Annotated in this window: 8 protein-coding genes; 6 read left to right on the top strand and 2 right to left on the bottom strand. The window is 75.0% G+C overall.

Translation table 11 applies throughout. The features are described 5' to 3' along the window. Positions 1-18 precede the first annotated feature (18 nt). From NQO67_RS30605 to NQO67_RS30580, 6 genes are read left to right on the top strand one after another with little or no spacing between them, the layout of a single operon-like run. Positions 19-1,908: a non-ribosomal peptide synthetase gene (locus tag NQO67_RS30605; RefSeq protein WP_255953566.1), complete on the top strand. Its 1,890-nt coding sequence runs from the start codon at positions 19-21 to the stop codon at positions 1,906-1,908. Beyond that, positions 1,899-2,990 (top strand): MupA/Atu3671 family FMN-dependent luciferase-like monooxygenase, encoded by a 1,092-nt coding sequence (locus NQO67_RS30600; protein ID WP_255953565.1) that lies wholly within the window; start codon positions 1,899-1,901, stop codon positions 2,988-2,990. Before NQO67_RS30605 ends, NQO67_RS30600 begins: the two co-directional genes overlap by 10 nt. After that, complete coding sequence (locus NQO67_RS30595; protein WP_255953564.1) at positions 2,987-7,651, top strand: non-ribosomal peptide synthetase; 4,665 nt, start codon at positions 2,987-2,989, stop codon at positions 7,649-7,651. The genes NQO67_RS30600 and NQO67_RS30595 overlap by 4 nt, the downstream gene beginning before the upstream one ends. Beyond that, positions 7,648-11,622 (top strand): non-ribosomal peptide synthetase, encoded by a 3,975-nt coding sequence (locus NQO67_RS30590; protein WP_255953563.1) that lies wholly within the window; start codon positions 7,648-7,650, stop codon positions 11,620-11,622. The genes NQO67_RS30595 and NQO67_RS30590 overlap by 4 nt, the downstream gene beginning before the upstream one ends. Continuing rightward, positions 11,619-14,939 (top strand): non-ribosomal peptide synthetase, encoded by a 3,321-nt coding sequence (locus NQO67_RS30585; RefSeq protein WP_255953562.1) that lies wholly within the window; start codon positions 11,619-11,621, stop codon positions 14,937-14,939. Before NQO67_RS30590 ends, NQO67_RS30585 begins: the two co-directional genes overlap by 4 nt. A 60-nt stretch (positions 14,940-14,999) precedes the next feature. After that, complete coding sequence (locus NQO67_RS30580) at positions 15,000-16,763, top strand: beta-ketoacyl synthase N-terminal-like domain-containing protein (protein ID WP_255953561.1); 1,764 nt, start codon at positions 15,000-15,002, stop codon at positions 16,761-16,763. A gap of 88 nt (positions 16,764-16,851) precedes the next feature. Here the strand turns inward: NQO67_RS30580 and NQO67_RS30575 are convergent, their stop codons facing one another. Both NQO67_RS30575 and NQO67_RS30570 read right to left on the bottom strand, forming a co-directional pair. Continuing rightward, the gene (locus tag NQO67_RS30575) at positions 16,852-19,629 is read right to left on the bottom strand and encodes a hypothetical protein (protein ID WP_255953560.1); all 2,778 of its coding nucleotides are present in this window, start codon (positions 19,627-19,629) and stop codon (positions 16,852-16,854) included. A 210-nt stretch (positions 19,630-19,839) separates the two neighbouring features. Continuing rightward, positions 19,840-20,637, bottom strand: coding sequence for a transthyretin-like family protein (locus NQO67_RS30570; RefSeq protein WP_255953559.1), 798 nt, complete (start codon positions 20,635-20,637; stop codon positions 19,840-19,842). Positions 20,638-20,982: the final 345 nt, after the last annotated feature.

The raw sequence follows: 20,982 nt of genomic DNA, 5'->3' as shown, positions 1-20,982 counted from the left end.
GGGCCGAAGGCAGGGTGCGTGCACGAGCTGTTCGAGCAGCAGGTCGAACGGGATCCACGGGCGATCGCGCTGGTGGCGGATGGCCGGCGGGTCACGTACGGGGAACTCGACGTCCGTGCCGAGCGGTTCGCCGGCCGGCTGCGCGCGGCCGGCGTCCGGCGCGGTGACCTCGTGGGAGTGTGCCTGGAGCGCGGTGCCGGCCTGGTGGTGGCGCTGCTGGCGGTGCTCAAGGCCGGCGCGGGCCATGCCGTGCTCGATCCGGGCCTGCCGGTGGCACGGCTGCGCGACATGGTGACCGACGCGCGCCTCCGGACCGTGCTGCACGGCACGGACCGTGGTGTGGCGGAGTTACTCGGCGACGGGGTGCGGCTGGTTCCCGTGCGGGACGCGGCGCACGGGGGCGTTCCCGGCGCGGGAGGCGAGGAGGACGCTGCCGGGGCGGCGCCGCCGCGCGGTGGACGCGCCCGGCCCGACGACATCGCCTGCGTCATGTTCACCTCCGGATCCACCGGTCGCCCCAAGGGGATCGCAGCGCCCCATCATGCGATCACCACCACCCTGACCGGCCAGGACTACGCCGACTTCGGCCCCGACGCGGTGTGGTTGCAGTGCGCACCGGTGTCCTGGGACGGATTCGTCCTCGAACTGTGGGGGCCGCTGACGAACGGCGGCACCTGCGTCCTGCACCCCGGCATGCGCCCCGACCCGCTGGTGATGCGCCGCCTGGTGGCGGAGCACGGCGTCACGGACCTGTACCTCTCGGGGAGCCTGTTCAACGTGATCGTGGACGAGTACCCCGAGGCGCTCATCGGGGTGCAGCGGCTGACCGTGGGCGGGGAGGCGCTCTCGACCCGGCATGTGGGCGAGGCCCTGCACCGCTTCCCCGAGCTGCGGCTGCGCAACGGCTACGGGCCGGCCGAGGGCATGATCTTCCTCACCACGCATCCCGTGGCCGCTGAGGAGACGACCGGCGCCACGCTCCCGATCGGGCGGCCGCTCGCCGCCAAGCGGGTGCACGTGCTCGACGCACGGCTCAGGCCGGTTCCGGACGGCACCGTCGGCGAACTGTACGCCGCGGGCGCCGGACTGGCGCACGGCTACGCCGGCCAGCCGGCCCGCACCGCGGAACGGTTCGTGCCCGACCCCTACGGTCCCCCGGGCGGCAGGATGTACCGCACCGGTGACCTGGTGCGGCGGCGGGCGGACGGCACGCTGGAGTTCGCCGGGCGCGCCGACGACCAGGTGAAGATCCACGGCTTCCGGGTGGAGCCGGGCGAGGTCGAGGCGGCGCTCGCCCGCCACCCCGGCGTGGAGCGGGTCGCCGTCACCGCCCGCCCGGCCGGCGACGGTGAACTCCGGCTGGTGGCCTACGTCGTACCGCGCAGGGGCGCCGGGCCGCAGTCCCGTCCCGACCGGTGGCGTGCGCATGCCCGGGACGTGCTGCCCGACTTCATGGTCCCGGCGGACTTCGTCGCCCTCGACGCGCTCCCGCTGCTGCCCACCGGCAAGCTGGACCGTGCGGCGCTCCCCGAGCCCACCCCGCGGACCGGGCGCGACCCGGAGAGCGAACCGCACCGCTCACCCGCCGCGCAAGCCACCGGTGCACTGTCCGATCGCATCGCCGACGTCTGGTCCCAGGTGCTCGGCGTCGAACGGGTCGACCCCGGTGACGACTTCTTCGACCTGGGCGGCAACTCGCTGCGTGCCGTGCGCGCCGCCGCCCGGCTGGCCACGGCCGAGTCCCTGCCGGTGACCAGTGCGGAGATCTTCGAGCATCCCACCCCGGCCGGGCTGGCCGCGCGGCTCACCGAGCGACCCGCCCCGGCGCCCGGCGCGGACACCGGCGCCACCCCGATTCCCCGCCGACGGCGCATCCCGCGCGAGGAGGTCCCCGGTCCGTGGAGCTGAGCGTGATGTTCTTCGGCGCGGACCGGGTGGGGGCCACCGGTGCCGGCCCGGACCATGCGGCCCAGTACGAGACCATCCTGGCCGTCGCGCGCGCCGCCGACGAGCTGGGCTTCGCCGCCGTGTGGACGCCCGAGCGGCACTTCCAGCAGGTGGGCCAGGTGTTCCCGAGCCCGCCGGTGCTCAGTGCCGCGCTCGCGGTGGCCACCGAGCGGATCGCGCTGCGCGGCGGCAGCGTCGTGCTGCCGCTGCACCACCCGCTGCGGGTGGTCGAGGACTGGGCGGTCGTCGACAACCTGTCCCGCGGGCGGGCCGGTTTCTCGGTCGCGACCGGCTGGCACTCGGCGGACTTCGTGCTCGCCCCCGACCACTACGCCGACCGGCGCGAACGTGCCCTCGGCGACATCCCCCTGCTACGCCGGTTGTGGGCCGGCGAGGGCGTCGACTACCCCGACGGCACCGGCCGTACCGTCACCGTGCGCCCCCAGCCGACCCCCGTACAGCCCGCGTTGCCGCTCTGGCTGACCACGTCCGGGTCGCCCGCCACGTGGGAGGCGGCGGGCCGGCTGCGCACCGGCGTGCTGGGCGCGACGGTCGGGCAGAGCAGGGCCGACCTGGCCGACCGGATCGCCCGCTACCGCGCCGCCTACGCCGCCGCCCCGGAGCAGCCGGGGACACACCCCGCACACGGCACCGTGACCCTCATGACGCACACCTACGTCGGCGTCGACGACGCCGAGGTGCGGCGCCGCGTCGAGGCTCCCCTCAAGGCGTACCTCACGTCGTACGTGCGGCAGACCGCCGCCAACCGCGGTGCGGGCGGTGGGCACGCCGCGGAGCAGGGCGCGAAGGCCGTCGCTGCGCTGGACGACCAGCAGATCGCGCTGCTCACCGACTTCGCCTTCCAGCGCTACCTGACCTGGGGCAGCCTGCTCGGCTCGCCCGAAACCTGCGCCGGGACGCTTGCCGACCTGCGTGACCTCGGCTGCGACGAGGTGGCCTGCTTCGTCGACTTCGGGCTCGGCCAGGACGAGGTCCTGGCCGGGCTGCACCGGCTCTCCGCACTGCGAAAGGACCTGGCTTGACCTCCCCCACGCCCGCGGCCCGTTCGGCGGCCGACCGTTTCAGCGCGCTCGACTCGGCGCAGCGGGTGCGGCTGCTGCGCCGGTTGGTGGAGTCCGGGCGGACGGACTCCGTCCCCGCGGTGGTCCCGCCGCGCGACGGCGCCGGGCCGATCCGGCTCAGCCCGGCGCAGCAGGACCTGTGGGTCTACGAGTCGCTGTATCCGGGCACGCAGGCGCTCAACCTGTGCTGCGCCTACCACTTCGACGCCGGGGTCGATCCGGAGCAGTTGGTGGCGGCGCTGACCCTGCTCCAGGACACCCATGACGTGCTGCGCGCCCGGATCATCGCCGGCGCCGACCCGGCCGACGTCCGCATGGAGTTCCCGCCGTCCGGGCCCTTCGCGCTGGAACGGGTCGACCTGAGCGGTACCGGCCGCACCCCGCGGGAGTTCTTCGAGGAGTACCGGGAGCGCCCCTTCGACCTCGCGGGCGGTGCGCGGCTGATGCGCGGCTGCCTGGTGACCGGCCCCGGCACCCGCGCGACGCTGCTGCTGGCGCTGCACCACATCGTTACCGACTGGTGGTCCTTCGACGTCCTGCACAGCGAGTTCGCCGACGCCTACCGGGTCGTGCGGGAGGGCGGCGCCGCGCCGCGGCGCCCCGCCATCCAGTACGCCGACTTCGCCTGCTGGCAGCGCGAGTTGGAGGAGTCCGGGGTGTACGACGCCCGGCTCGACTTCTGGCAGCGCTACCTCGGCGCCCTGCCGGCGCCGCTGGCGGTGCCCGGTGCGACGGGAGCCGGCGAAGGTTTCGGCATCGACCAGTTGCCGTTCCGCATAGACGGTGCCACCGAACGCGCGGTGCGGGCGCTCGCCCGGCAGCACGGCACCACCGTGTACGGGGTACTGATCTGCGCGTTCGCCGCGTTCGCCGCGCGTCTGACCGGCTCGGCCGACCTGGTGCTGGGCACGCCCACGGCCAACCGCGGCGCCAAGGGCCTCGACCGGGTCGTGGGCTATGTGATGAACGCGGTGCCCACCCGCTGGCGGATCGGCCCGGAGGACACGTTCACCACGCTGATCGCCCGCTTTGCCGCCGAGTTCCCGCAGGTGCTGGCGCACGCCGACGTGCCGGTGGGCCGGATCGTGGCCCGCACCGCGCCCGGTCGCAGTGCCGGGCAGTCCCCGTTGTTCCAGTGGGTGTTCATGTATCTGCCGGGCCGGCAGGGCATGCGTCGCCTGCGGGAGTTCACCGAACCGGAACGGATCCACACCGGCGGCGAGCACGATCTGGTCGGCATCGTGCAGGAGGCCGACGACGGTTTCACCGGCACGTTCGAGGTGCGCACCGACCGCTACGACCCGGCGGTGGTGCGGCACTGGGCGGACGGTTTCACCGCACTGCTGGCGAGCCTGGTCGACGCCCCGGACACCCCGGCCACCTCTCACACCCCGATGACGCGGGAGCAGCAGCGGAGGCAACGGGAGGAGAGCACGGGGCCCGCTGCGCCGCCCCCGGCGACCCTGCCAGGCCTGCTGGCGCGGCAGGCCGCCCGCACCCCTTCGGCACCGGCGCTCGACGACGGGGTGGAGGTGCTGGGCTACGGGCGCCTGGCCGACCGGGTCGCCCGGCTGGCGGGGCGGCTCGCCGGGCTCGGCGCGGGCCCCGGCAGGATCGTCGCGCTCGCCCTGCGCCGTTCGGCCGCTGCCGTCGTGACCACCCTGGCCGTCCAGCACACCGGTGCCGCCCATCTGCCGCTCGACCCGGACCATCCGGACGACCGGCTGCGCCGCATGCTGGCCGACGCCGCGCCGGTGCTGCTGGTCACCGAGCCCGACGCCGCGGCGCGCTACGCGCCCGAGGGCCTGGCCGTCCTCGCCCTCGACAAGGCGGCGTACGAGGCCGATCCGCTGCCCGCGTACCCGTCCGCACCCGGCGAGGCCGCCTACGTCCTCTACACCTCCGGCTCGACCGGCCGCCCCAAGGGCGTCGTCGTCGCGCACCGCGGCATCGCGGCGCTGGCGCAGACCTTCGCCGAACGGTTCGGGCTCGACGCCACCAGCCGGGTGCTCCAGGCCGGCTCGCCCGTCTTCGACATCTCCCTCGTCGAGACGGCGATGGCCTTCCACAGCGGCGCAACGCTCGTCGTGCCGCCCCCTGGTCCGCTCGCGGGCGAGGCACTGGGCGAGGCGCTGGGCCGGCTGCGGATCACCGCGGCCCTGCTGCCGCCGGCCCTGCTGGCGGGCGTGGCCGCGGACCGCTGCCCCGAGCTGCGCACCCTGGGCGTCGGTGCCGAGGCCTGCCCGCCCGGGCTGCCGGCCCGCTGGACGGCGGACGGCCGCCAGATGTTCAACGCCTACGGCCCCACCGAGGCCACGGTCGGCGCCACCGTCTCCGATCCGCTGCCCGGCGACGGCACGCCGCCACCCATCGGGCGCCCCGTCGCCGGCACCCGGGTCCACGTCCTGGACGCGGCGCTGCGCCCGGTGCCGGTCGGCGTGCGCGGCGAGCTGTACCTCGCCGGGGACGGGCTCGCCCTCGGCTATCTGGGGCAACTGTCACGTACCGCCGAGCGGTTCGTCCCCGACCCGTACGGACCGCCCGGGGCGCGCATGTACCGCACCGGCGACCTGGCCAGGCGCCGCCCGGACGGCCAGCTCGACTTCCTGGGCCGTGCGGACACCCAGCTGAAGGTGAACGGGCTGCGCGTGGAGCCGGGCGAGATCGAGGCGGTGCTGGCCGGGCACCCCGCCCTGGAGCGTGCGGTGGTGACGCTGCGCGAGGACGTGCCGGGCGAGCGCCGGCTGGTGGCGTACGGGGTGCCACGGGCCGGCCGGGCGGTCGACGCGGCCGAACTGCGCGCGCACGCCACTGCCCTGCTGCCCGCGGCGCTGGTCCCCGTCGCCTACGTCGCCCTGGACGCCGTGCCGCTGCTGCCGTCGGGCAAGACGGACCGTGCGGCGCTGCCCGCGCCGCGGACGCCGGCACCGTCCGGTTCCGCGGCTCCCGGATCGCCCCGCGAGGCCGTGCTGTGCACGCTGTTCGCCGGTGTGCTGGGCCGGGACGAGGTAGGCGTGGACGGCGACTTCTTCGAGCTGGGCGGCGACAGCATCATGGCCATCCAGCTGGTGGCACGCGCCCGCGCCGCGGGGCTCGAGTTCGCCCCGGCGGAGGTCTTCACCGCCCGCACCCCTGCCCAGCTGGCGGCGACGGCCCGGGAGGCGGCCGGCGAGCTGGACGGTGCGGCGGACGACGGGGTGGGCCCGGTGCCGCTCACGCCGATCATGCACTGGTGGCGGGCGCAGGGCGGCACCGTGGACGGCTTCACGATGCCCGTGCTGCTGCGCACTCCGGCGGGCACCGACGAGGCAGGCGTCGCAGCGGCGCTGGGCACCCTGCTGGCCCGTCACGGTGCCCTGCGCATGCGGGTGTCGCGGGACGGCACGACCGGGCGGCTCGACGCGCTGGACGTGCCGCCGCCCGACCGGGCCGTGACCACCGGGTTGCTCACCCGGGTGGACGCCGCCGGCCTGGACGGGCCGGCGGTGCGCGCCGCCGCACGCGAGCGTGCCGCCACGCTGCCCCTCGACGTCGAAGCCGGGCAGACCGTCCGGGCCGTGTGGTACGACGCCGGGCCCGGGCGGGACGGCCGGCTGCTGCTGTGCCCGCACCACCTGGCCGTCGACGGGGTGTCCCTGCGCATCCTCGGCACCGAGCTGGGCGAGCTGCTGGCCGGCCGCACCCTGCCCGGCGCGCCCCGCACGTCGGTGCGCCGGTGGTCCGGGCTGCTGCACGAGGCGGCCCGTGAGCCGGGCCGCCGGGCGGCCGAACTGCCCTGGTGGGAAGCGACGTTGCGCAGCCCCGAGGCACGGCTCACCGCCGGACCGCCCGCCGGGCGGCGGGCCACCGTGACCATGGAGCTGCCGCCGAGCCGTACCCGCCCCCTGCTCGACGCGCTGCCCGCCGCCTTCCACTGCGGCCCCGACGCGGTACTGCTGACGGCGCTGGCCGCGGCCGTGGCACGCTGGCGCGGCACCGGTCCGGGCCTGCTCGTCGACGTGGAGGGACACGGGCGCGACCTGGCGGAGCCGGCCGCCGGTGCCGACGTCAGCGGCACCGTCGGCTGGTTCACCAGCCAGTACCCCGTGCTGCTCGACGCGGGTGGGTCGGACGCCTTCTGGGCCGGCGGCGCGGCGGCCGAGGAGGCACTCAAGCAGGTGAAGGAGCAGTTGCGGTCGGTGCCGTCGGGCGGTCTCGGCTGGGGGCTGCTGCGCTGGCTCGACCCGGAGTCGGCGACGCGTCTCGCCCCGCTGCCGCAGCCCGATCTGCGCTTCAACTACCTCGGACGGCTGGGGCAGGACACGGCCGCCGACGGGCCGGGACCCGGTCTCGAACTGCTCGGCGCCGACGCCGACGCACTGCCCCTCGCGCACACCGTGGAGCTGGACGTGCTGGCCGAGGAGCGCGCCGACGGGCCGTGGTTGAGCGCGGTCTTGTCGTATGCGGACGGCTCGCTCGGTGCGGCGGAGGTGCGGCGGCTGGCAGGCCTCTGGGACGACGCGCTCACCGTGCTGGCCACGCTGGCGGACGTGCCGGACGCCGGCGGGTACACCGCCTCCGACTTCCCGCTGGTCGACCTCACTCAGGACCAGCTCGACCTGTTGCAGGGCGACGACCTGTGAGCGGCGGGCTCGCGGACGTCCTGCCGCTCACTCCTGCCCAGGAAGGCATGTACGTCCATGCGCTGCTGGCCGCGGGCGGAACGGACCCGGCCGGCGGCGGCACTGACCCGTATCTCGTGCAGGCCCGGTTCCGGCTGTCCGGCGCCGTGGACGCCCGGGCCCTGCGCACCGCGCTGGACGGCCTGCTCAGGCGCCATCCCAACCTGCGGGCCTGCTTCCGGCACAAGGGGCTCGACCGGCCGGTGCAGCTGATCCCGAAGCGCACCGAGGTGCCGTGGACCGAGACCGACCTGAGGGAGCGCCCGTCGGAGGCCGCCGAGGCGGAGTTGATGCGGCTGCTCGACACCGACCGGGCACGCCCTTTCGACGTCGCGCGTCCACCGCTGGTACGTGCCGCCCTCGTCCGTCGGGACGCCGGCGCCGACCTCTTGCTGACGTTCCACCACATCCTGCTCGACGGCTGGTCGATGCCGATCTTCGCGCAGGAGCTGGCCGCGCTCTACGAGGGTGCCCCCGAACTGCCGCCGGCGGCACCGTACCGCGACTACCTGGCCTGGCTCCGCGACCGGAAAGCGCGCGACACCGGCGCCGCGCACGACGCCTGGCGCCAGGCCCTCACCGGTTTCGGACCTCCCGTGCCGCTCGCCCGGACGTCGACGGCGGCGCACCGTCCCGCCACCATCCTGGACACGGAACTGACCGCCGATCTGAGCGGGGCGCTCGCCCGTACCTCCCGCGCGGCGGGCTGCACGCCGGGCACGCTCGCCCAGGTGGCCTGGGCCCTGGTACTGGCCCGCAGCACCGGCCGTGACGACGTGGTGTTCGGTGGGCTGGTGTCGGGACGCCCGGCCGGGCTGCCGGGCGTCGAGACGATGGTCGGGATGTTCATCAACACCCTGCCGGTGCGGGTGCGGCTGCGCCGCCGCGAGTCGCTCGGCGCGCTGCTGCGACGGGTGCAGCAGGAGCAGGTGCGGCTCACGCCCCACCACCATGTGAGCCTCGCCGACCTGCAACGCGAGAGGGGCGTCGGTGATCTCTTCGACACGGTGCTGGCCTTCGAGAACTACCCCCGGGACGGTCTCGCGGCGGGCTCACGCCTGCGGCTGACGGACGCCTGGGACGGTACGCACTACCCGCTCACCCTCGCCATGGTGGCGTCGGACCGCTGGCTGGTGCGGCTGGGGTACCGGGACGGCATCGACGCGCCCGCGCTCACAGCCCGTCTGGTGCGGGCCTTCGAGGTGCTGACCGCCCCCGGTGCCCTGGACCGGCCCGCCGACGCGCTCGACGTGCTGCCGGAGCGGGAGCAGGCACATCTGAGGTCGTTATCCGGTGGTCCGCCGGTGCGGGAGCCGCAACCCGCCACGATCAGCGGTCGGTTCGCGGCCCAGGTGGCCCTCGCTCCACACGCCCCGGCGGTGGAGTCGCCCGGCCGTACGCTCAGCTACGCCGACCTGGATGCCGCGGCCGACCGGCTGACCGACCGGCTGCGCACCGCCGGTGCGGGCTCGGAGACCCCGGTGGCGTTACTGCTGCCGCGCTCACCCGACCTGGTCATCGCCCAGCTCGCGGTGGTACGGAACGGCGGCTGCTACGTGCCCCTCGACCGGGCGCACCCCACCGCCCACCTCGTCCGCCTGCTGCGGGACTGCGGTGCCCGGCACATCGTGACGGAAGGCGACACCCCCGACTGGCTGCCGCAGGGCGTGCACGTGGTGGCGGTCGACGGTGCGGGGCCGTCACCGGCGGACGGTGACCCGGGCCCGGCCGACGCACCGGCGCAGGAGGCGGACGGCCATCCCCTGGCGGCGGCCTGCCTGCTGTACACCTCCGGCACCACGGGTGAGCCCAAGGGCGTGCTCATCCCCCACCAGGGCGTGGTGGCGCTGGTCTCCGACAGCCGCTTCACCGGCGGGGCGCACCGGCGGGTGCTGTGCCACAGCCCGCACACCTTCGACTCCGTCGTCTACGAGACCTGGGTACCGCTGCTGAACGGCGGCACGGTGGTGCTCGGCCCGCGGGTGGAGCCCGCGACGCTCGCTGCCACGCTGGCCGGGCAGCGCATCACCGCGCTGTTGCTCGGCGCCGACCTGTTCCGCACCGTCGCCGAGCTGGCGCCGCAGGCGCTCGCGGGGCTGCGGGAGGTGTGGTCCGGCGGTGACGTGCTGGCACCGGAGGCGGTCCGCCGGGTCCGTGAGCACTGCCCGGACACGATCGTCGTGAACGGCTACGGGCCCACCGAGACCACGGTGTTCGCCACCACCCACCCGGTGACCGGCCCGATCGGCACCGGCCCGGCCTGCGTTCCGGTGCCGATCGGCCGCCCGCTCGACCACACGCGCGCCCAGGTGCTCGACGCCCGCCTGCGCCCGGTGCCCGCCGGCACGGTGGGCGAGCTGTACCTGGCCGGGCGTGGCCTGGCCCGCGGCTATCTCGGCCGTCCCGCGGCCACCGCGGTACGGTTCGTCGCCGATCCGTTCGGACCGCCCGGGACCCGGATGTACCGCACCGGCGACCTCGTCCGCTGGACGGCGGACGGCCTGCTGGAGTTCGTCGGCCGGGCGGACGCGCAGGTGAAGGTGCGCGGTCACCGCATCGAGCCGGGCGCCGTGGAGCACGCCCTGGCAAGTTGTCCGGGGGTGTCCCGGGCGGTGGTCGCGGCCCGTGCCGGCGCCGGCGGGGGCAAGGTGCTGGCCGCGTACCTGGTACTGGCCGATGGCGGTTCGCTCCCGGAGGTACGCGGCCGGGCCGCCCAGCTGCTTCCCGCGCATCTGCTGCCGGACGTCTGGACGGTGCTCGACCGGCTGCCGCTCACCCCGCACGGCAAGGTGGACCGGGCGGCACTGCCCGCTCCCGCCCCAGCGGCGCCGCCGCCGGCGGGGCCGGCCGAACCCGCCGAGCCCGTGGACGACGTCGAGCGCACCCTCTGCACGCTGTTCGCCGAGGCGCTCGGCCTGCCCCGGGTGGCGCGGGGCACCGACTTCTTCGCCACGGGCGGGCACTCGTTGCTGGCGCTGCGGCTCACCGCCCGCATCGAGGCCGAACTCGGCGCGCGGATACCGGTGGCCGCCCTCTTCGGCGCCCGTACGCCCGCCGCGCTCGCCACGCACCTGCGCCGCGGCACCGCCCCGGCCCTGCCCGCCGTCCGCAGCCTCGACCCGGTGCTCACCCTGCGCCCGGGTAGCGGACGCCCCGCGCTGTTCTGCCTGGCCTCCGGGTTCGGTCTTGCCTGGGAGTACGCCACGCTGCTGCCGCATCTCGACCCGGACCTGCCCGTGTACGGGCTCCAGTCGCCGGCGCTCGGCGCCCCGGACGCACCGCTGCCGGCGAGCGTGGGGGAGCTCGTCGGCGCGTACGCGGCGCGCATCAGGGCGGTGCAGCCGCAGGGCCCGTACGCCCTGCTCGGCCACTCCTTCGGCGGTCTGCTCGCCGTGGAGCTGGCCGCCCGGCTGCACCGCGACGGCCGGCGGGTCGCCCTGACCGCGGTCCTCGACTACGCACCCGCGGCACCGGACGCCGCCCCACCGCCCCCGGACCCGGCCGCGATCGACCAGGACGGCCTGGAAGTCCTGCTGCACCACGGCGCGCCGGACGCACCCCGGCCGGCGGGCGGTCTTGACGCCGCCACGGTGCTCGCGACCGTGCGCGGCCGGGACGGCATGTTCGCCGGGCTCGACGAGCAGCAGACGACCGCCCTGCTGCGGCTCCGGGCCCACCACCACCGCCTGGCGCACGGCTGGCGCCCACCGGCACACGCCGGACGCATCCTGCTGGTGTCCGCGACCGGGGAGCCGGCCGGCCCGCGCACCGCCCAGAAGGTGGCCGCCTGGCGGCACGCGGTCGCCGGCGTCGACGTGCGCGAGGTGCGCTGCACCCACCACGCGATGCTCAGCCCCCGGTTCGCCCCGCAGATCGCGGCCGCCGTCGACGCCGCGCTCAGGACGTCTGCCACCTCGGGAGGACGCGCGTGATCTACGAGTTCCCGGTGTCGCCCGCCCAGGCCAGGCTGCTGGTACTGGACCGGATACACCCCGGCACCGCGCAGTACAACGTGCCCGTGGCCTTCGCCGTCGAGGGGCCCTTCGACGTCGCGGCGTTCGGTGGCGCGCTCGATGCGCTGGTGGCGCGGCACGAGTCGTTGCGCACGGTGTTCAGGGCGGGTCCGGACGGTGCGCCGGTTCAGGTGGTCGCGGCGGACGGCCGTGCGCAGCTGAGCGTCGAGCGGAATGTGCCGGCGGACGACGTGCCTGCCCGGCTGCTGGCCGCGGCGGCCCGGCCGTTCGACCTCGCCGAGGGGCCGCTGCTGCGCTGCACCGTGTACGCGCTCGCCGGTGGCGGCCACCGGGTGCTGCTCGTCGTCCATCACATCGTCTGCGACGGCTGGTCGTTGCAGCTGATGCTGCGCGAGCTGTCCACCGCCTACGCCGCGGGCTCGTCCCACCGGGTGGCCGAACCGGAGTTGCAGTACCCCGACTTCGCCGCCTGGCAGCACGAGCGGCTGGCCGCCGGTGGCTGCGCCGACGCCGTGGCGCACTGGGCGCGGTCCCTGCGCGGCGCTCCGGCCGTGCTCCCGTTGCCGGCCGACCGGCCCCTGCCGGCGCGCCGCACGACCGGGGGCGGCGTCGAGCGTTTCGTGGTACCGCGCGCGGTGCGCGACCGGATGGAGAAGGTGGCGCGGGAGCACGGTGGCACCCCGTTCATGGCCCTGTTCGCCGCCTTCGCCGCGTTCCTGGGCCGGCTGTGCGGACGCGAGGACCTTGTGGTGGGCGTGCCGGTGTCCGGCCGGGACCGGCCCGAACTGCACGACATGGTGGGGATGCTGGTCAACACGCTCGCCGTGCGCGTGGACCTGTCCGGCGACCCCTCCTACGGCGAGTTGATCGGCCGGCTGCGGGCCCACCTGCTGGCGGGCCAGCGCCACCAGGACGCACCGTTCGAGGCGGTCGTGGAGGCTGTGGCGCCGGACCGGGTGCCCGGGTACGAGCCGCTGGTCCAGGTCATGTTCGCCTACGACGACGACACCGAGATGGTGCTGTCGCTGCCGGGCGCCGAGGTCCGCCGGCTGCCGCTGACCCTGGAGGTCGCCAAGTTCGACCTGCTGATGTTCGTGGACCGGTGGGGCGAGGACCTGGTGGCGGAGTTCGTCCACGCGACCGACCTGCTGGCCCCGGCCACCGTCCGCCGCTGGGTCGGCGCCTTCCGGACCCTGCTCGACGGCCTGCTCGCCGCGCCCGAAGCGCCGCTGTCCACGGTCGGGATGCTGCCGCAGGACGAGCTGGCCGACGTCCTGCGGGCCGCCGACCGCACCGCTGCGGCGGCACCCCCCGGGCCCCTGGTGCCCGACCTGGTGGCCGCCCGTGCCACCGCACGGCCCGACGCCGTCGCCGTGGTGAGCGGGGACGTGACGCTCACCTACCGGCAGTTGCTGGCGCGCGCCGACGCCCTGGCGGACCGGCTGCGGGCGGCCGGCGTCGGGCCCGAGGTGCCGGTGGGGCTGTTGCTGCCGCGTTCGGCGGAGGTGGGCATGGCGGCGCTCGCGGTGCTGCGGGCCGGTGGCGCCTACGTGCCGCTGGACCCCGGGCACCCGCGGGCCCGGTTGGCGTACATGGTGCGGGACTCGGGGGCGCGGCTGCTGGTCGCGGCGGCCGGGACCGTGGAGCAGGCGGAGGGACTGGGCGTCCCGGTGCTCCGGGCGGATGTCACGGACGGCACGGACGGCGCGGACGGCGAACGGGACGAGGTACCCGGCAGCGCCGGCCCCGTCTCCGGCCCCGCCCCCGGCAGCGGTGACGCCCCTGCCCCGCGCCCCGGCAACCTGGCGTACATCCTCTACACCTCGGGCTCCACCGGCACCCCCAAGGGCGTGGCCGTCGAGCACCGCGCGCTGGCCAACCTCTGCGGTGCGGTGCGTCCGGTCTTCGGGATCGGGCCCGGCGACCGGGTGTTGCAGTACGTCAACTCCGGTTTCGACGTCGCCGTCTCCGACCTGTTCTTCACCTGGACCGCCGGCGCCGAGCTGCACATCGCCGGGCCGGCGGAGCGGCTCGGCGAGGAGCTGCTGGCGCGGCTCGCCGGCTCCCGGATCTCCTACGTCTTCCTGCCCCCGTCCGCCGCGATGTCCGTGCCGGAACCCGCCGGCCGGCTGCCCTGCCTGCGCACCCTCGCGGTCGGCGGCGAGGCGTGCCCGCCGGAGTTGCTGGCCCGCTGGGCCGCGCCCGGGCTGCGGATCGTCGACGCCTACGGGCCGAGCGAGGCCACCGTCTACGCCACCACGGCCGATCTCGCGCCGGGGCGGCCGGTGGTGATCGGCCGGCCGGTGCCCGGCGCCCGCGTGCAGGTGCTCGACGCCCGGTTGCGGCCGGTGCCGGTAGGCGTGGCGGGCGAGATCTACGTGGCCGGCGCCTCGCTGGGGCGCGGGTACGCGGGTCGCCCGGCGCTGACCGCCGAGCGCTTCGTCCCGGACCCGTACGGCCCCCCGGGATCGCGCATGTACCGCACCGGTGACCTGGGCAAACGCGACGTGGACGGGGTGTTGCACTACCTCGGTCGGGTCGACACGCAGGTCAAGGTGCGCGGGTTCCGTATCGAGTTGGGCGAGATCGAGAGCGTGCTGGCGCAGCATCCCGAGGTCGCGATGGCGGCGGTCACGGTGCGCGGCGCGGCGGACGACCGCCATCTCGTGGCCTACGTCGTCGGGGCCGGCGGCCACCGCCCGGAGCCGGGCGTGCTGCGGGCGCAGCTGTCCGAGCAGGTGCCCGGCTACATGGTGCCGGAGCGCGTGGTGCACCTCGACGCGCTGCCGCTGAACCGCTCCGGCAAGGTCGACCGCGCCCGGCTGCCGGACCCGCCGGCAGAGCGCCCCGAGCCGAACCGCCGGTACGCGGAGCCGGCCACCGGGACCGAGCGGCGGGTCGCGGACGTGTGGGCCCGGGTGCTCGGCCATGACCGGATCGGCGTCCACGACAACTTCTTCGACCTGGGCGGCAACTCGGTACGGCTGCTCGCGGTCCTGACGGCGCTGCGCGCGGCGGCCGGGCCCGGCGAACCGTCCGGTGACCCGGACGGTCTCGTTCTGGTGGACCTCTTCCGGCACACCACCGTTGCCGCGCTGGCCGCACACCTCGACCGGCTCGCCGCCCCGGAACCCGCAGCGCCGGCCGCCCCGGACCCGGCCGACGCGTTGCGCCGCGGGCAGGACCGGCGGGCCCGTCTTGCGGCCGCCCGTGCTGCATTCTCCCGGGGGACGACCCCCGGACCCCCAGGCGGAAAAACAGGTCGGCAGGAGTGACCGGCGCGGACAGCGCAAGGAAAACCTGAGTTGACCACGACCCCGGAAAGGCAGCCCCCAGTGACCGACGACCCCACCCCCGGCCCGGACGCCGTCGCCATCATCGGCATGAGCGGCCGGTTCCCCGGCGCCGGCGACCTCGGCCGGTACTGGGACAACCTCCGTGCCGGCGTCTGCTCCCTCACCGACTTCGACACCGCCGAGCTGCTCGCCGCCGGGCTCCCCGAAGACGAGGTGTGCCGGCCCGCCTACGTGCCCACGCTCGGCTGGCTGGCCGACGCGGACCGCTTCGACCACCAGCACTTCGGCTTCTCCCGGACCGAGGCGGCCGCGCTCGACCCGCAGCACCGGCTACTGCTGGAGACGGCCTGGGCCGCGTTGGCGGACGCCGGCTGCGATCCGGGCAAGCCGCCCGCGCGCACCGGCGTCTACGTCGGCGGCGGCGCCACGGAGCACCACCTCGCCGCGCAGACCGGCCGTGAACCGGCCGCCTCCCTGGGGGCGATGCAGGTGCGCATCCTCACCGACCGGGAGTTCCTCGCCCCCTGGATCTCCTACCGGCTGGGCCTGGACGGGCCGAGCGTCGGCGTGCAGACCGCCTGCTCGACCTCCCTGACGGCGGTGCACCTGGCGGTGCAGGCGCTGCTGGTGGGCGAGTGCGACACGGCACTGGCCGGCGGCGTGGCCGTGGACGCGGTGCATCCGCGCGGCTATCTGTACCAGCAGGGCGGGATCTTCTCGCCGGACGGACGCTGCCGCCCCTTCGACGAGCGGGCCGCTGGCACGGTACCGGGCAACGGCGTCGGGCTGGTGCTGCTGCGCCGCCTGGACGACGCGCTCGCCGCGGGTGATCCCGTCCGGGCCGTGATCCGTGGCACGGCGGTCACCAACGACGGCGCGGGCAAGGTGGGTTTCACGGCGCCGGGCGTCGACGGTCAGACGGCGGCGATCACGGAGGCCTGGGCGGCGGCCGGTCTCGAACCCGCGCAGGCGCAGTACCTGGAGGCGCACGGCACCGGGACGGAGCTGGGCGACCGGGTGGAGCTGGCGGCCGCGGCCGCGGCGTTCGGCGCGGCGGGCGCGGGCCGGATCGCGCTCGGCTCCGTCAAGGCGAACCTCGGGCACCTGGACGCCGCCGCCGGGGTGGCCGCACTGACCAAGACGGCGTTCATGCTCCAGGCCCGTACGCTGGTGCCCACCGCCGGCGTCACCCGCCCGCACCCGGACCTGCGGGGCGACGGCACCCCGTTCCGCCTGGTGACGGCCGCCGCCGGCTGGCCGGCGCCGGACGACGGGCCGCGCCGCGCGGGTGTCACCTCCGTCGGCATCGGCGGCACGAACGTGCACGTCGTCCTCGAAGAGGCCCCGCCGCCGCGCCCGGGCGTCGCCCGCCGGACCGCGCTCCCCGCCCGCACCTTCGCCGGCCCGTCCTTCGGCGCACTACGGCTGCGGCGGCCGGCGTCGGAGCCCGTGGCCGCCGCCGTCCCCACCGCGACGGAGCCCGCGGCGGGCCCGGACACCGGAACCGGAACGGACTCGGCCACCGCCCCCGGCGGCCGCACCGACGCCCTGGTCCACCTGCTGGTCGAGGTGCTCGGCCTGGAGGGCCCGACCGACCTCGACCTCACCTACACCGCGGCCGGCGGTGATTCGCTGGCCGCCGTCCACCTGGTCGGCCGGATCCGCGACGACCACGGCATCGACGTCCCCATCGGACTGTTCCTGGAGGAGCTGACACTGCGGGAACTGATCGCCCGTATCGAGACGGCTGCCGCGGACAACCCGCTCGACCTGCTGCTGGACGAGCTGGAGTCGGAGACGTGACGCGCTGAGGACCGTTCGCCGGCGGGCCGACGGGCCGGTTCTTCGACGACGCGGGGGTGGTGCCTTGGTGGCCACCGTCACTCGGCCGTCACTGGGCCGTCACCTGCACGTCGTCGACGCGCACCCAGTGGCCGCCGGTGGGGTCGTCGGCCCAGAAGCCGACGGTGAGCAGGCCGGTGGTGACGGTGGCGGTGAGGGAAACCTGCTGGTACCCGCCGGAGGTCGGCGCTATCGGGGCTTTGAGGAAGGCGTCCGGCGAGGTGTGGTTGTGCACTTCCATCTGGGTTTCGCGCAGGCCGCCGCTGCTCTCCACCCATGCGGTGATCTGGTAGGTGCCGTTGGCCAGGGGCAGGTCCTGGTAGGCGGAGAGTGCGAAGGGGCCCGTCTTGTAGAGGGCGAGGTGCCAGGAGCCGCTGTGGCTGTCGCCGTAGCTCTCGGTGAAGGCGGCGTCCGCGCTGGCGCCGCCGTCCGGGGTCCAGGTGCGCCAGCCGGGTACCTGGCCACCGGTGGTGTAGGCCCCCGGTGACTCGAAACCGGCGTTGGTCACGTCGGTGGTGCCCTGGCCGGTGGGCGTGCCGCGGTGCGGATAGGTCTCGTTGATCTGCTGGCGCTGGCTGAGCGGCAGTGCGTCGATGTCGTCGATGGTCATGCTGCCGAACATGTCCTGGAGGTCGGCGTAGGGCTCGAGTTGGGACACGGTCAGCCAGGGCAGCCACCAACTGGTTCCGGTGCCCGGGTCGGTGGGGGCGTGCACGAAGCCGGCCACGGTGGTGGCTTCCTCCTGGAGGCCCGGCTGCCCGTAGCCGATGGTGCCGCCGACCTCGGTGGACTGCTTGGTGGCGCCGGCCAGCAGCCGTGCGACGTCGTGGTAGTGCCGGTCGCCGGTGAACAGGTAGAGGCGGTAGTAGTCGTCGGCCGTGTAGGAGAGGTAGCTGTCCGCGGCGGACATGCCGGTCTTGATGAGGCCGAGTCCGGTGGTGCCCAGTGCGGCGGTCCGCTGCTGCCAGGACGCCGGGCCGCCGGGCCGCACGGCGAAGTTCCAGGCGTACATCCAGGTCTCGGTGTAGTCGGCGGCGGCGGTGGCCGCCGTCAGCCACGCCGGGTCCTTGGTGGCGTCGTACAGCGCCAGGTAGGCGTTGAGTGCCTGCACACCGGCTTCCTTGTCGATGACGGTGCGCTCCTCGTCCGCGGTGCCGCCGACGTAGTGGAACGGCCCGCTGATCGTGGACCGTGCGAACGCGCCGGCGCGCCGGGCGGCGTCCAGATACTGCTGGTCGCCGGTGAGGAAGGACAGGTCCACCAGGAACCGGACGGGGTCGGTGGTGTTGAGGGTGCTGGGGTACGTCTCGCTGCCGTCGTAGGCGTAGGCGCGTGCGAAGGAGCCGTCGGCGTGCTGGTTGCGCAGCAGCCAGTTGCCGTAGCCGGTGGCGAGGTTCTCCCACGACGTGCGCGGTGTGCCGCGGCCACGCAGGTAGCGGGCGGCTTCCACCATGCCCTCCATGCCGTCGGAGACCTGCCGGAGGTAGCTGGGCTGCGGGCTGCTCCAGTACCGGGGGTCGTTGCGGTAGCCACCGCCGGCGGCCTCGTCGAACCAGGTGGCCGGCAGGCCCGAAGGGGTCATGGAGGTGCGCGCCCAGAAGTCCAGGATGGCCGTGCCCTGCTGGGTGGCCGTCGGGTCGCCGTGTTCGGTGCCGTAGCGCAGCAGCTCGTAGCCGAGGGGGATCTGCTCGCCCACGTAGCCCATCTGGTAGTTCCAGTCGCCGTCCGCGGGTGTCCCGGCCGGCAGGGCCGTGCGGAACGGCACGCCGCGGCCGGTGCCCTGTGCCGCGTACGACTTCAGCAGGTTGATCCCGGCCGTGTAGACCTGCGCGTCGGGAGCGGCCTGGGCCTGCGGCGCGAAGAGGTCGAAGAAGTACCGCCAGGTGCCGCGCATCGCCGCGTCGAAGCCGTCCGACCGGCCGGCCTTGATCACCATCGTGTACTTCTGCGTGAAGCCGTCGGTCACCGGGTTGCTGCGGTGGCGGAAGGTGGTGCCGGCCGGTGCGTCGTAGACGGCGTTGCCCTCGGTCCCCGGGTAGACCACGGCCAGCGATGTCGCCGGGGTCCGCTGCGCGCCGATGGAGGCGTACCGGAAGGCGGCGCTGACCAGCCAGTCCGTGCTGGTGTCGGAGCCGGCCGACGCGTCGGACGAGTCGGCCGGCGCGTCGACGTGGGCCAGCGCCAACGTCGCGCCGCCGGCCGCGTCCTGCATCATCGTCAGCGGCAGCGCGGCACGTGTCTCGCGGTAGTAGAAGTACGCGTCGCCCGGGTCGCCGCCGATGGCGTCCGTGCCGGCGTAGTCGTTGTGGTCGTACCACACCCCCGGCGAGAAGAACCGGTAGTCGGCCATGCCCCCGGCGTCCCGCGGTCCGAGCACGAACCGCGACCCGAACCCCTCGTCGGCCGCCGCCGTGGCGGTCACCGCCACGCTCCGGGCGAGCCGGAAGGCACCGGTGTCGTCCTGCACGGTGTAGGTGTCGGTGAACCGGAACGCACTGCCGTGCGCCGTGGTCAGCGTGCACGTGCCGGTGAGACTGTTCGCGCCGGTCGACACGGTCGAGTACCCGGCGGCCAGGTCCGTCTCCTGCGCGCCGTTCTTCACCATCACCTGGCAGGGCGCGTCCTGCGCGTAGTGCACGGCGCCATCTGCTGCGTCCGCCACCGCGATCCCGTAGGCGTCCTGCCCGGTCGCCGGCGCGCTGAGCGCGTACGACCCCGAGGTGATCGCGTCGTCCGCCTGCGCGGCCCGGGCAACCCCGCCGCCCTGCCCGGCCGCGGCGACCGCGGCGACGCTCAGGCACACCAGCAGCGCAAGGACTCGTCTCACGGCACGCTCCAACGACGAGGGGCCCCGGAGCGGCCCCTGAAACCAGGCGGCAGCGGCGGACCGGACGGCACGAGCGCGCCGATGCTAGCCGTGGCGCACCCCGGCGGCAACGGGGCTCTCCCGGCCACCACGTCCTGGTGATCAGGTACGAGAGGGCCCGCGGCGCCACCGCACCGGTCGGGTGCGGCGGCGCCGCGCGCGTACGGCGGACTACGACTTGTTGGTCACGGGCAGCGTCCGGCTCACGCCGGCGACGTAGTAGTCGCGGGGCGCGGAGAAGACGACGAACTCGTTGTCGTAGTCGCGGACCTGCGCGGACAGGGTGAAGGTGCCGTTCTCGTCCGTGGTGGTCCTCACCCGGTACTCGTTCTCGTAGTACGTCCGCAGGAAGACCTCCGTACCGGCGACCGGCCCGTGGCCGTCGGCCCAGTCGACCGTGCCGGTGACCGTGAGGGTGTCTCCGGCGTGCACCGTGGTCTTGTTCACGTGGTACGTGAGGGTGCTGGGGACGGCGTCGACGTCCATGGTGGACTCGCCGTAGTAGGAGTCCTGCGGTGTGTTCGGATCGCCGTCCACGTCGTAGACGGCTGCGAAACGGACCTGGTGGGCGGAGTTCATGAGGCTGCTGTCCGTGACGTGGTCCACCAGCACGTCCGCGAGGCCGAACCCCCCGTCCGCGTCGGTGTGCAGGGTGCCCAGCGGGTTCGTCTCCAGGTACTCGGGGTCGATGGGGTCGCCCCACGGGTTCCAGGTGTCGAAGACGAGGAACTCGTTGAGCTGGACGTCGGCGTCGGCCACGGGGGTGCCGTCGGTGTGGGTGACGGTGCCGGACAGGTCGGTGTGACGCCGGTCGTAGTCCGTCACCGCCGGGTCCGACTGCAACGTGACCACGTATCCGTCGTCCGACGCGGCGGCGTCCGGTGCCGCGGCGTACGTCGAGGCCGCGAGCGTCGCGAGGGTCAGCAGGGCGGTGGCGGCGAACCGCACGGGCAGCGGGCGTGTGCGCATGTCTTCTCTCCATCAGGACGTGGGAACGCGGCACGTGCGGCCCCGCGTGGGGGCACACCGTGCCGAGCACCCCGTTCGACCCACGTCCCCTGGGGGGCGTTGCCCGCTGTTACGCGGCTGTCGAACCAGCCGCTTTTCCGTTCACCGCGACGTCGGCTGGGCGCTACCGGGACGTTGGCATCGCCCGTCCACGCCGACGTTTGTACTGGTCAACGACCTGGGACAGCCGGTCGTGGGAGCGGTCGGGTCACCGGCCGAGGGGGGCGCCCCCACGGCCCGTTTCCCTTTGCGCCGCAAGGGCACCCGCCAGGCTCTTCGACCATCACGATGCTGACCGGATACCCG

Source organism: Streptomyces odontomachi, assembly GCF_024435355.1.
Taxonomy (GTDB): domain Bacteria; phylum Actinomycetota; class Actinomycetes; order Streptomycetales; family Streptomycetaceae; genus Streptomyces; species Streptomyces odontomachi.
The sequence above is the reverse complement of the archived record's forward strand: the minus strand, read 5'-3'. Positions and strand labels throughout refer to the sequence as shown.

Excerpts from the sequence above, each read along its gene's own strand:
- NQO67_RS30570 (WP_255953559.1), bottom strand. The coding sequence starts at position 20,637 with ATGCGCACACGCCCGCTGCCCGTGCGGTTCGCCGCCACCGCCCTGCTG.